Here is a 12,497-nt window from a genome sequence, read left to right on the forward strand (position 1 = left end):
TGAAGGGACGCTATGACGACTGGGCTTCGAGGAGGATCAGGGCCCCATGCCGACGAAGAACCGCGTCACGCCGGAAGAGGCGCTCGCCTACCATTTGAATCCGGTGCCGGGGAAGTACGAGGTCGTGGCCTCGAAACCGATGGCGACACAGCGCGATCTGTCCCTGGCTTATTCCCCCGGTGTCGCGGTTCCGGTCCAGGCGATCGCCGATGCGCCGGAGACGGCCTATGACTACACGACCAAAGGCAACATGGTCGCCGTCGTGTCGAACGGAACCGCGATCCTTGGTATGGGCAACCTTGGGGCGTTGGCGTCCAAACCGGTGATGGAGGGCAAGGCGGTGCTCTTCAAGCGTTTTGCCGACGTGAACGCCATCGACATCGAACTGGATACTGAGGATCCAGACGAAATTATTCAAGCCGTGAAGCTCATGGGGCCGACTTTCGGGGGCATCAACCTCGAAGACATCAAGGCGCCTGAGTGCTTCATCATCGAAAGCCGGCTGAAGGAGATCATGGACATCCCGGTGTTCCATGACGACCAGCATGGAACGGCGGTAATCTGCGCGGCCGGCCTCATCAACGCGCTGGAAATTTCCGGCAAGAAGATCGAGGACTGCAAGATTGTCCTGAACGGCGCCGGCGCGGCCGGGATCGCCTGTCTTGAGCTTATCAAGACGATGGGGGCGAAGCACGACAACTGCCTCATGTGCGACACCAAGGGCGTCATCTATCAGGGCCGGACCGAGGGGATGAACCAGTGGAAATCGGCCCATGCGGTGAAGACCGGCGCCCGCACCCTTGAAGAGGCGATGAAGAATGCCGACGTCTTCCTCGGCGTCTCGGCCAAGGGCGCGGTGACACCCGAGATGGTGTCGTCGATGGCGCCGAACCCGGTCATTTTTGCGATGGCGAACCCGGATCCGGAGATCACGCCGGAAGAGGCGCATGCGGTGCGCGAAGATGCGATCGTCGCGACCGGCCGGTCTGACTACCCCAACCAGGTCAACAATGTCCTCGGCTTTCCGTATCTCTTCCGGGGCGCCCTCGATATCCACGCCCGCGCCATAAATGACGAGATGAAGATCGCCTGCGCCGAAGCGCTGGCGCGCCTCGCCCGCGAGGATGTGCCGGATGAGGTGGCGATGGCCTATGGCCGCAAGCTCAGCTTCGGTCGCGATTACATCATTCCAACACCCTTCGACCCGAGGCTGATCCACGTGATCCCACCAGCGGTCGCGAAGGCCGGGATGAAGACCGGCGTCGCCCGGCGGCCGATCATCGACATGACGGCCTATGAACTCAGCCTCAAGTCCCGCATGGACCCGACCGCGTCGATCCTGCAGGGCATCCATGCGCGTGCGCGCCAGGCCCAGGCCCGGATGATCTTCGCCGAGGGTGACGATCCGCGCGTCCTGCGCGCCGCGGTCGCCTATCAGCGCGCGGGGCTTGGCAAGGCGATTGTCGTGGGTCGCGAACAGGACGTGAAGGAGAAACTCGCCGCCGAAGGTCTTGGCGACGCGGTGAAAGAGCTTGAAGTCACGAATGCCGCCAATACGGCACATCTCAACACCTACAAGGATTTCCTGTACGCCCGTCTGCAACGGAAAGGCTTCGACCGGCATGATATCCACCGTCTCGCGGCACGTGACCGGCACGTCTTTTCGGCGCTGATGCTGGCGCACGGCCACGGCGACGGTCTGGTGACCGGGGCGACGCGGAAGTCGGCGCATGTGCTGGGGCTCATCAACCATGTCTTCGACGCGCGGGCGGAAGATGGGGCAGTTGGCATCACCGCCGTCCTGCATCGGGGACGCATCGTGTTCATCGGCGATACGCTGGTGCATGAATGGCCGGATGAAAATGACCTTGCCGATATCGCAGAACGTGGTGCCGCTGTCGCGCGGGGCCTCGGGATCGAGCCGCGCGCGGCGTTCCTGTCGTTCTCGACCTTCGGCTATCCGGTGTCGGAGCGTGCGACGAAGATGTACGAGGCCGCGCATGTGCTCGATAGGCGCGGGGTCGATTTCGAGTACGACGGCGAAATGACTGTCGACGTGGCGCTCAACCCAGCACAGATGGCGTATTATCCCTTCTGCCGGCTCACCGGCCCGGCGAACGTGCTTGTCGTTCCGGCACGACACTCGGCCTCGATATCGGTCAAGCTGATGCAGGAAATGGCGGGCGCCACGGTGATCGGGCCGATCCTGACCGGCATCGACAAGCCGATCCAGATCTGTTCGATGGGCTCGACCGTCAATGACATTCTGAACATGGCGGTCATCGCCGCCTGCAAGCTTGGGCGCTAGATCCCGACCGTCAGAATTGGGATGCCGCCCTCAATGCGTGAAAGCGGCCTGATCGCCCCACAATGCCCGCACGCGCTGATCGCGGCCACAGGCGTTGCGGTAGAACTTGTAGGCTGACGACTGCTTCTTCGGCCCGGCCCGGGTCAGGACGAGATTGCTGCCCTTATAGTAGTCCTGGTGGTAGTCCTCGGCGACCCAGAAAGTCGAGGCCGGGAGGATCGGCGTCACGATCTTCTTGCCAAGCGATTGCGCGGCTTCCTTCTTGGCGAGTTCGGCGATGCGCTTTTGTTCGTCATCCTGAACGAAGATCGCCGTGCGGTAGCTATCGCCCCGGTCGCAGAACTGCCCGCCCGCATCCGTCGGATTGACCGAGCGGAAAAAGAGGTAAAGCAGCATGTCGTAGCTAACCTTGCTGTCGTCGAACGTGATCTTGACGGCCTCGTAATGCCCGGTGCCGCCGGCGCTGACCTGCTTGTAGGTGGGGTTGTCGGTCTTGCCGCCGGTATAGCCCGACACCACGGACGTTACGCCCGGCACCTTTTCGAAATCCGCTTCCACACACCAGAAGCAGCCCCCGGCGACGATCGCGGTTTTCGTTGCGGCGAATGACGGCACCGCAAGAAGGCAGAGCGCCAGGATGAATTTCCACATCTCGATCCCCCCTTTCGCCCCAGAAAACGATGGGAAGGGCGGATGAGGCAACTCATCTTAGCGTGAGGTTTCGTGAACAGCCGCTTCGGAACCGGCGCGGCTCACCTCGTTGAACACCCGGCAGAAAAAGAAATCGGGGACCCAGAAGGCCCCTGATATCAATCGCTTGACTGGATGCGTGCGGTTGGGCCGCTCAGGATTTCACACGCTCGTTCCGGGTCGCGATCAGCTTCAGGCGCAGCGCGTTCAGGCGGATGAAGCCTTCGGCGTCCTTCTGATCGTAGGCGCCGGCATCTTCTTCGAAGGTGACGTGCTTTTCGGAATAGAGCGAATGGTCCGACCAGCGCGCGACGGTGCGCGCCGCGCCCTTGTAAAGTTTCACGCGGACGGTCCCCGAGACGTGCTCTTGCGACTTGTCGATCAGCGCCTGCAGCATCTCGCGCTCCGGGCTGAACCAGAAGCCGTTGTAAATCAGCTCCGCATAGCGCGGCATGATCGAGTCCTTCAGGTGGCCCGAACCGGCGTCGAGCGTGATCTGCTCGATCCCGCGATGCGCTTCCAACAGGACCGTGCCCCCCGGCGTCTCGTAGACGCCGCGCGACTTCATGCCGACGAAGCGGTTTTCCACGAGATCGAGGATGCCGACACCATGCTTGCCGCCAAGCTCATTGAGCCGCGTCAGGATCGTGGCGGGCGACAGCGCCTCGCCATTGATCGCGACGGCGTCGCCCTTGGCGAAGGTGATTTCCACGAATTCCGGCGCATCGGGCGCATCTTCGGGGCGGGTAATGCGTTGCAGGACATAATCCGGGGCCTCTTCGCCCGGGTTTTCCAGAACCTTGCCCTCCGACGAGGTGTGCAGAAGGTTTGCATCGACCGAGAACGGTGCCTCGCCGCGCTTGTCCCTAGCGATCGGGATCTGGTTCTGTTCGGCGAATTCCAGCAGGCGGGTGCGGCTGGTCAGATCCCATTCGCGCCAGGGCGCGATGACCTTGATATGCGGGTTGAGCGCATAGGCGCTAAGTTCGAACCGCACCTGGTCATTGCCCTTGCCGGTCGCGCCATGCGCCACCGCGTCGGCGCCGGTTTCGGCGGCGATCTCCACGAGGCGCTTGGAAATCAGCGGGCGTGCGATCGAGGTGCCAAGAAGATAGAGCCCCTCGTAAAGCGCGTTCGCACGGAACATTGGGAAGACGAAGTCGCGCACGAATTCTTCGCGCACATCCTCGATATAAATGTTTTCGGGTTTGATCCCGAGAAGCTCGGCCTTCTTGCGCGCCGGCTCCAGTTCCTCGCCCTGACCGAGGTCGGCCGTAAACGTCACGACTTCGCAGCCGTATTCGGTCTGCAGCCATTTCAGGATGATCGAGGTGTCGAGGCCGCCGGAATAGGCGAGGACGACTTTCTTCGGGGCGGACATGGGAAACTCCATCGGCCTGAGGCAATCGCGCCGCGATTAACGGAGTTTCCGGTCAAGGGCAAGAAGCGCCGGTTTGCCGGAAGGGCTCGGCGCGCGGACAGATGCCGCGCGCCGGCTTTCGTTCAGAGGCCAAGCTCGCCGCGCAGATAGTCAAACGCCGGCTCGGACAGGACGCGTCCGTTCGAGGCGCTCATCAGCGCTTCTTCCTCAACCGTTTCGGCTTCGGTCAGCGCGGTCTCCGCGTCGGTCACGCCGGTTTCGGCTTCCGTGACGGCGTCCGAAGCATCGGTGATCTCGGTCTCAAGCGCCGCGCGATCGGTCTCATAGGTTTCGGCGCCGAGCCGTTCTTCGTTCAGCGCATCGACCTGGTTCTGGTAGTCGGCGGCGGTGGGATCGAGACCAGCGATTTCCTCGTCAATTTCGGCGGTGGTGCGGCCCGTATATGCATCGTCGAGCGCCTGAAGCTCCGCCTCTTTCGCGCTGAGTGCTTCGGTCGCTTCGGTCAACGTGCCGTTTGCCTCTTCCAGCGCATCGGCGGCCTCGTAGGTTTCGAGCGCGGCGTCGCGATAGGTGGCGATACGGCCGACCTGGCTGTTCGGGCTGGCATTTGCGAATGCGGTTTCGCTTGCATGGTACGCGTTTAACCCCTTCAACTCAGAGGCCAGCTTGCCGTGGGCGTTCGCGGGCTGCGTGGTCGTCTCGGTCACGACGGTGTTCTTGGCCGACGCTTTCGGTTTCGAGGCGCCGGACGGTTTGCCGGATTTCCCGGCGCTCTTCCCTTTGCCGCCCTTCTGACCACCTTTGCCGCCGCCGTTCCCTCCGCCCTTGTCGTTCTTTGCGAAGGCCGGGGACGCGCCAAGCTCTGGCACGATCGGGGCGAGGGGGCCAAGGATCAGCGCCGAAAGCCCCAAGGCCGCAATCAGTGTATTCTTTCGCATCGTGTAAATCCCTCCGGAACGCCGCACCCGCGGGTGCGGAGAAAGTCGGGTCCCATTTGCCCGCGATTTCATGGCAGAAGTGTGGCAGATCAGTGGCTTTCCCCTGTGACTGCCCAACGCTTGCCTTGACAGAAGGCAGAGTTGGTGGCGCAACGGCCGTCGAATACCCGGAGGAAGCGAAATGACTGGATTTTCAGATGCGGCCCGTATGGCGTCCGAAGCGCTTCGGGATCTCTTTCCGCCGACGCCGCTTCAACGCAACGATCACCTCTCGGTGCGATACGGGGCTGATATCTGGCTGAAACGCGAAGACCTTACCCCTGTTCGCAGCTACAAGTTGCGCGGTGCGTTCGCCGCGATGCGGAAAGTGCTGGCCACGGATCCGGCGCACGGCCATTTCGTCTGTGCGAGTGCTGGCAACCACGCGCAGGGGATGGCCTATGCCTGCCGTCATTTCGGCGTGAAGGGCACGATCTTCATGCCGGTGACGACCCCTCAGCAAAAGATCGACAAAACCCGCGTTTTTGGGGGTGATAGTATCGAAATTCGTCTGGTAGGCGACTATTTCGACCAGACGCTGTCGGCGGCGCAGCGTTTCTGCGCCGAGGTTGATGCGCATTTCCTGTCGCCCTTCGACGACCCCGACGTGATCGAAGGGCAGGCCAGTGTGGGCGTCGAAATCCTCGATCAGCTCGGCACCCCGCCGGACCTGGTGATTCTGCCGGTCGGCGGCGGCGGCCTTGCCGCCGGGGTGACGGGCTTCATGGCCGAGGAAGCGCCCCGGTCCGGGTTTCGCTTCGTGGAGCCTGCCGGTGGTGCGAGCCTTGCGGCAGCCGTCGCCGCCGGGGAGCCGGTCACCTTGAAACGGGTGAACAGTTTCGTCGACGGCGCCGCGGTTGCCCGGATCGGGGCCGAACCCTTCGCACGGCTCCAGGGCGTCCGCGCGGAACACATTCTCGCCGCACCGGAAGACCGTGTCTGTATCACGATGCTCGAAATGCTGAACGTCGAGGGCATCGTATTGGAACCGGCCGGCGCGCTGTCGGTCGACGTCCTGCCGGAGTTGGCAGGGGACATTCGCGGCAAGACGGTCGTTTGCGTGACCTCCGGCGGCAACTTCGACTTCGAACGGCTGCCCGAGGTGAAGGAACGCGCACAGCGTTATGCGGGGTTGAAGAAATACTTCATTCTCCGGATGCCGCAGCGACCCGGCGCCTTGCGCGAATTCCTGTCGATGCTCGGTCCCGAAGACGACATCGCCCGGTTCGAATACCTGAAAAAGTCCGCCCGGAACTTCGGCTCGGTGCTGATCGGGATCGAAACCAAGGCGGCCGACAACTTTTCCGAACTGACGCGCAAACTCGACGAGGCTGCCTTTTCGTATCGCGATATCACGGACGACGAAGCTCTGGCTGAATTCCTTATCTGACGCCTATTGCGGGCACGGTCACGCGGCGAAGACGCCCGAACGGCCGCGATCCGTCAGACCGGCAAGGAAGATGTCGCGGGACGTGAAATAGACGTCCACGATCCGAGGGATGTCGATTCCGTCGCGATGCCCCAATGCCGCCTTGCGCTCGCCATCCTGGCACAGGGCCCCGAATTCGGCGAAGCCGAGATTCCAGGCTCCGCCCTTCAGGAAATGCAGATCGGACTCGAACCTTGCCGGGTTCGGCTGGGTTTTCAGCCGCATGACGACGCCTTCAACTTCGTCGAGAAACAGGTCCACAACCTCCGCGAAGCTGTCGCTTCCAATTTCGAACCGCAATTCGTCCACGCGCGCCCAATCAATCATCTTCATCTCCACCAAAAAAGCCCTTCAATGGGCAGAGATTACGAACTCGACCTTGCGGAGCGGTTAACTCCCGGCCGGAGCGGCAACGCGTTCAAGGCATCTTAACCCGTGTGCGGATAACTGGCCCGCACGACCGGATGAGGCCGGACGGAAGGTGTTGATGGTGCAGCCAATTGCGATTTCGGACGACTGCTCTCTGCCCGATGAGCCCGCGACCGGACCGCGCCGCGTTCTTGTGGTCGACGACAGCCGGATGCAGCGCAAGATCCTGTCCACGCAACTTGCCCGATCGGGCTACGCTGTGATCGAAGCCGGCAGCGCCGAAGAGGCGTTGCGGCTCCTCGAACATCAGGCACCGGACATCGTCATATCGGACTGGATGATGCCGGGCATGACCGGGATCGAGTTCTGTCAGGCACTCCGCAGCCGCGCGCAGGAAAGCTATGTTTATTTTATCCTGCTGACCTCAAAGACCGAATCGGCCGAGATTGCACGCGGATTGGATGGCGGCGCGGACGACTTCCTGACCAAGCCGGTCAGCGGGGATGAATTGCGTGCCCGCATCACGGCCGGGGAGCGAATCCTGAGGATGGAGCGCGAACTGACGGACAAGAACCGGCTCTTGTCCTCGACGCTAGGCGAATTGCAGGCGCTCTACGATTCGGTCAACCGCGACCTGATGGAAGCGAAGAAGCTCCAGCAAAGCCTCGTCCGCGAACGGCACCGGAGCTTCGGCAATGCCGAGGTCAGTCTCCTGTTGCGCCCGTCTGGCCATGTCGGGGGCGACCTCGTCGGCTTCTTTCCGATCAACGCGTGCCGGGTCGGGTTCTTCTCCATCGACGTATCGGGCCATGGTATTACCTCGGCGCTGATGACGGCGCGGTTGGCGGGGTATCTGTCAGGCAATTCGCCCGAGCAGAACATGGCGCTCGTCCTGACCGAGTTCGGTACCTACGACGCCCGCGATCCCGGCGACCTCGCCCGGCAACTGAACCGCGTCGTGCTGAAAGAGATGCAGACGGAGAACTACTTCACGCTGGCCTATGCGGATGTGGACCTCATTACCGGCCGTGCCTCGCTGGTGCAGGCGGGACACCCGCATCCGGCGGTCCAACGCGCCGACGGCCGCGTCGATTACCTCGGCTCCGGCGGATTGCCGATCGGGCTGATCGACGGCGCGGAATACGAAAGTTTCGACGTTCAGCTCGATCCCGGCGACAGGCTGTTTTTGATGTCGGACGGTATTACTGAAGCAGAGGATGCCGACGGAATCCAGCTTGGCGAGGAAGGTCTGACCCGCATCATGGACCGCTGCGCCAACCTGCGCGGCACCGGATTCCTCGAAGCGTTGGTCTGGCAGCTCAGCGACCATTCCGGGGCGGAATTCGGCGACGATGTGTCCGGTGTCTTGTTCGAGTTCCACCGCGCGAAGGGAGACGCCGGCTAGAGGCTCCGCCGCACCACGTCAAGGAAGTGCCGGTCGCCGTCATTGCCGAGAAGGGGCGCCGCAGCCTCGATCGGCATCCACACGGCTTGATGTCCGGGCTCCGTCGGCGGGCCTATCCGCCGGGTCGGGCGGGCCAGGTAGATCGTACAAAACTTTTCCGCCCATTTGTCATATTCGGGCATGTAGACGAACCGCCGGAACGCGCCAATGCGGCGCGGCGCGGCGATCGTCCAGCCGGTTTCTTCCCCGACTTCGCGATGAAGCGCGCGCAAAGGCGATTCGCCGGGATCGATACCGCCGCCGGGCAGCTGGAACTCCGGTTCCGGCTCCGCCTGGTGGGTCAAAAGCACGTTGCGGTCACGCAAAAGGACGGCATAGACGCCGTGCCGAATGCCGTATCGCTGCCCTCGCACAAGCGGTTCCCCAAACCGTCTGATCATCGCCGTCCCTTGGCCCCCGGGTTGTCGTCCCCATATTGTCGGGGTATGGCAGGGCGCAAGCCGCAAGGAAACCCCATGACACAACTGTCGCAGATCGCTTGGGACGATACCGTCCTCCCGTTTCAGCTCGACCGCTCGGACATCCGGGGTCGGGTGGCACGGCTTGACGGTGTGCTCGACAAGATTCTGTCGCAACACAACTATCCCGGCATGGTCGAAGCACTGGTCGCGGAGGCCGCGCTGCTGACGGCGCTGATCGGGCAGACGATCAAGCTGCGGTGGAAGCTGTCCCTGCAAATCCGTGGCGATGGACCGGTGCGGATCATCGCGACCGATTACTATGCCCCCGCGAAGGAGGGGGAGCCGGCGCGCATCCGCGCCTGGGCCTCCTACGATGCGGAGCGCGCGGATCCAGCGGCCCCTGGTTTCGGCCAGATCGGTCACGGCTATTTCGCGATCCTCATCGACCAGGGCGCCGGAACCACTCCTTATCAGGGGATTACACCCATTGCCGGCGGTTCGCTTTCCGCCTGTGCAGAGACGTATTTTGCCCAGTCCGAGCAGCTTCCCACCCGGTTCGCCCTGTCGTTTGGCCGCTCGCGCCTCCCCGGTGAGGGAGAGCGTTGGAGAGCGGGTGGGGTGATGCTTCAGCACATGCCCAAGGCATCGCCCTTCGTTGCGTCGGAAGGTGGCAGCGGGGAGGGCGGGCTTCTGGCGGCGGGCGACATGCTCGACGGCGATGAAAGCGAGAATTGGTCGCGCGCCAATCTTCTTCTCGACACGGTCGAGGAGCTGGAGCTTATCGGCCCGCAGGTCGCCCCGACCGATCTTCTCGTTCGGCTCTTCCACGAAGAGGGTCCGCGCGTCTTCGATGCCCAGTCGGTCAAGTTCGGATGCTCCTGCTCGCCGGAGAAGGTGCGCGAAAGCTTGTCGATCTACTCCGCCAAGGATATCGCGCACATGACGACGGACGAGGGCATCGTGACCGCCGACTGTCAGTTCTGCGGCGCGCATTACACCTTCGATCCGCAGACACTTGGCTTCGAAGCGAAGAAAACCCCAGATGACGACAACTGATCCGCTCGGACCGGTTTTGCAGGCGCTGAACCGTCCGGGGCGGGATACGTCGGACTACGACCTCAACCCCGGCACGGTGCTGGCCGAAGGCAGGACGCTGCGTCCGGCCGGGGTGCTCGTGCCGCTCATGCCGGGCCCGCGCGGGATGGAGGTGATCCTCACCAAGCGCTCTTCCCGGCTGAAGCATCATCCTGGCCAGATCGCCTTTCCGGGCGGCAAAGTTGACGAGGGTGATGCCGACCCCGTCGCCGCGGCCTTGCGCGAGGCGGAGGAAGAGATTGGCCTGCGGGCGAAAACCGTCGAGGTTCTCGGCACGACGGGCGCGCACGAAACGGTGACGGGGTTTCTCGTCACGCCCGTTTTCGGTCGGGTCAGAGACGATTTCAAGCCAGTTCCAGAAGCGGGCGAGGTCGATGAGGTGTTCTCGGTTCCGCTTGCCCATGTCGCGAACCCGGGTAACTTCCGGGTCGAAGGCCGGCAGTGGCGCGGGCAGGTCCGGCGCTACTATGTGGTGCCCTATGGGCCCTATTACATCTGGGGCGCAACAGCGCGTATCCTGAAGGCCCTGGCGGACCGGATGGCGGAATGAAGATCGAAGGCGAATGGATCGAGGCGGAGGGGGTGCAGCAGGTTCTCCACCTTCTGACCGATGCCGGCCATCAGGGATTGCTGGTGGGTGGCTGCGTCCGCAATGCGCTCCTCCATCAGCCGGTGGCCGATATCGACATCGCGACCGATGCCGTCCCGGAACGTGTCATCGCGCTCGCAAAGGCCGCCGGGCTAAAAGTCGTGCCGACCGGGATCGAGCATGGGACGGTGACAATCGTTGTCTTCGGCGAGCCGCATGAGGTGACGACCTTCCGGCGTGATGTGGAAACGCATGGCCGCCACGCCACCGTCGCGTTCTCGACGCGGGTTGAGGAGGACGCGGCAAGGCGCGATTTCACGATGAACGCTCTTTACGCTGATGCCGGTGGGCAGGTGGTCGATCCGCTTGGCGGGTTGCCGGATCTTGAGGCGCGGCGCGTCCGCTTTGTCGGCGATGCTTGCGCACGGATCCGCGAAGATTACCTGCGCATCTTGCGGTTCTTCCGTTTCCACGCCTGGTACGGCGATCCGGACGCCGGGATGGATGCCGAGGCGCTTGCGGCATGCGCTGATAATTCCGCCGGAACAGAGACGCTTTCGCGCGAACGGATCGGTCATGAAATGCGCCGGCTCCTCGCGGCCCAGGACCCGGCACCTTCGGTCGCGGCCATGCGGGCGACGGGAGTCCTCGGCCATGTCCTGCCGGGTGCCGACCCGCGTGCGCTGGCGCCGCTGGTGCATCTGGAACCGCCATATGCGCCCGACTGGCTGCGCCGGCTGGCCGCGCTGGGCGGCCCGGACCCGACCGATTCCCTTCGCCTGTCGCGCGATGAGGCACGAAAGCTTGCGGTGCTGGCCGACGGGGTCGGGTCGATGTCCGGCGCGGGGGAGCTTGCCTACCGGCACGGCGCGGAACTGGGCCGCGATATCCTCCTCTTGCGGGCGGCAGTCTTGGAGATGCCGATGCCGGCTGACTGGGAATCCGCGATTGCGCGGGGCGCCGTCGCCGAATTCCCGCTGAAGGCCGCCGATCTCATGCCTGGGCTGTCCGGCGCCGAACTCGGCGCGCGGTTGAAAGACCTCGAGGCGCGGTGGGTCGGGTCGGGCTTCGAATTGTCACGGGAACAATTGCTGTCTTGAATCCGGACGACGGCAGAGGGCAGGATGGCCCGCCGAACCGACGGACAGGGCAAAAATGACTTTCGATACTTTCCCCGCGCTTGTCGCGCTCGCGCTTGCCACGCTTTTCACGCCGGGGCCGAACAACGCAATGCTGGCCGCATCGGGCGCGAATTTCGGCTTTCGCCGCACCGTGGCGCATCTTCTGGGGGTGGCCACGGGTTTTCCACTGATGCTTCTGGTCGTCGGCCTCGTGCTGGGCGGGCTTTTCCAGACCAGTGCCATCCTGCGCGAAACCTTGCGCTGGGGCGGGGCGCTGCTGCTCCTCTGGATCGCTTGGAAAATCGCGACTTCAAGTGGAATAGGGTCGAAATCCAGCGGCGCACACCCGATGACCTACCTTCAGGCCGTGGGTTTTCAATGGATCAACCCCAAGGCCTGGTCGATGGCCATTGCCGCCACGTCGCAATTCATCCTGCCCTCTGCGCCCGTGATAACGGCGGCGGTCGTGGCCGTTACCTTTCTCACCCTCGGCATAGGATCCGGCGCGACCTGGACCTATGCGGGGCAGGCGATCGCGCGCTGGCTGACCACGGACAGGCGCCTGAAGATTTTCAACGTGATCATGGCCGGCCTGATCGTGCTCAGCATCGTGGAGCTTGTCCGGCACTGAGTTCCCCTTTTCGCCGGACCGCGCTATATCCGTTCGGCAAC

The 12,497-nt window shown here is 63.3% G+C and carries 12 protein-coding genes; 7 read left to right on the forward strand and 5 right to left on the reverse strand.

Annotation, left to right across the window (positions count from 1 at the left end; translation table 11 throughout):
• The first annotated feature begins 46 nt into the window (after window positions 1-46).
• On the forward strand, window positions 47-2,308 hold the full coding sequence (locus V5734_RS01385; RefSeq protein ID WP_347311746.1) for an NADP-dependent malic enzyme: 2,262 nt from the start codon (window positions 47-49) through the stop codon (window positions 2,306-2,308).
• Between the two features lie 30 nt (window positions 2,309-2,338).
• Here V5734_RS01385 and msrA read toward each other — a convergent pair whose 3' ends face one another.
• From msrA to V5734_RS01400, 3 genes are all read right to left on the reverse strand, one after another.
• Complete coding sequence (msrA, locus tag V5734_RS01390) at window positions 2,339-2,959, reverse strand: peptide-methionine (S)-S-oxide reductase MsrA (protein WP_347311747.1); 621 nt, start codon at window positions 2,957-2,959, stop codon at window positions 2,339-2,341.
• A gap of 193 nt (window positions 2,960-3,152) precedes the next feature.
• Entirely contained in the window at window positions 3,153-4,379 is a 1,227-nt protein-coding gene (locus V5734_RS01395; protein WP_347311748.1) for an argininosuccinate synthase, read from the reverse strand.
• 122 nt (window positions 4,380-4,501) lie between these two features.
• Complete coding sequence (locus V5734_RS01400) at window positions 4,502-5,317, reverse strand: hypothetical protein (RefSeq protein ID WP_347311749.1); 816 nt, start codon at window positions 5,315-5,317, stop codon at window positions 4,502-4,504.
• Between the two features lie 181 nt (window positions 5,318-5,498).
• On the opposite strand from V5734_RS01400, the gene ilvA reads away from it, so the two are divergent.
• The gene (ilvA, locus tag V5734_RS01405; protein ID WP_347311750.1) at window positions 5,499-6,746 is read left to right on the forward strand and encodes a threonine ammonia-lyase IlvA; all 1,248 of its coding nucleotides are present in this window, start codon (window positions 5,499-5,501) and stop codon (window positions 6,744-6,746) included.
• A gap of 18 nt (window positions 6,747-6,764) precedes the next feature.
• Here the strand turns inward: ilvA and V5734_RS01410 are convergent, their stop codons facing one another.
• Window positions 6,765-7,112, reverse strand: a complete 348-nt coding sequence (locus tag V5734_RS01410) for an Hpt domain-containing protein (protein WP_347311751.1) — start codon at window positions 7,110-7,112, stop codon at window positions 6,765-6,767.
• A 160-nt stretch (window positions 7,113-7,272) separates the two neighbouring features.
• Here V5734_RS01410 and V5734_RS01415 point away from each other — a divergent pair, with 160 nt between their 5' ends.
• Complete coding sequence (locus V5734_RS01415; protein ID WP_347311752.1) at window positions 7,273-8,559, forward strand: PP2C family protein-serine/threonine phosphatase; 1,287 nt, start codon at window positions 7,273-7,275, stop codon at window positions 8,557-8,559.
• Here V5734_RS01415 and V5734_RS01420 read toward each other — a convergent pair.
• Window positions 8,556-8,999, reverse strand: a complete 444-nt coding sequence (locus tag V5734_RS01420) for an NUDIX hydrolase (RefSeq protein ID WP_347311753.1) — start codon at window positions 8,997-8,999, stop codon at window positions 8,556-8,558. The two genes, V5734_RS01415 and V5734_RS01420, sit on opposite strands and share 4 nt — an antisense overlap.
• Window positions 9,000-9,074: 75 nt before the next feature.
• Between V5734_RS01420 and V5734_RS01425 the strand changes: the two genes are divergently transcribed.
• The 4 genes from V5734_RS01425 to V5734_RS01440 are packed head-to-tail and all read left to right on the forward strand — an operon-like array spanning window position 9,075 to window position 12,456.
• Window positions 9,075-10,076, forward strand: coding sequence for an Hsp33 family molecular chaperone HslO (locus V5734_RS01425; protein ID WP_347311754.1), 1,002 nt, complete (start codon window positions 9,075-9,077; stop codon window positions 10,074-10,076).
• A complete protein-coding gene (locus tag V5734_RS01430; RefSeq protein WP_347311755.1) occupies window positions 10,063-10,665 on the forward strand; it encodes a CoA pyrophosphatase in 603 nt (200 codons plus the stop codon). The genes V5734_RS01425 and V5734_RS01430 overlap by 14 nt, the downstream gene beginning before the upstream one ends.
• On the forward strand, window positions 10,662-11,804 hold the full coding sequence (locus V5734_RS01435) for a CCA tRNA nucleotidyltransferase (RefSeq protein ID WP_347311756.1): 1,143 nt from the start codon (window positions 10,662-10,664) through the stop codon (window positions 11,802-11,804). Before V5734_RS01430 ends, V5734_RS01435 begins: the two co-directional genes overlap by 4 nt.
• Before the next feature lie 55 nt (window positions 11,805-11,859).
• Entirely contained in the window at window positions 11,860-12,456 is a 597-nt protein-coding gene (locus tag V5734_RS01440) for a LysE family translocator (protein WP_347311757.1), read from the forward strand.
• The last annotated feature ends 41 nt before the right edge of the window (window positions 12,457-12,497 follow it).

This window comes from Defluviimonas sp. SAOS-178_SWC, from assembly GCF_039830135.1.
Lineage (GTDB): Bacteria > Pseudomonadota > Alphaproteobacteria > Rhodobacterales > Rhodobacteraceae > Albidovulum.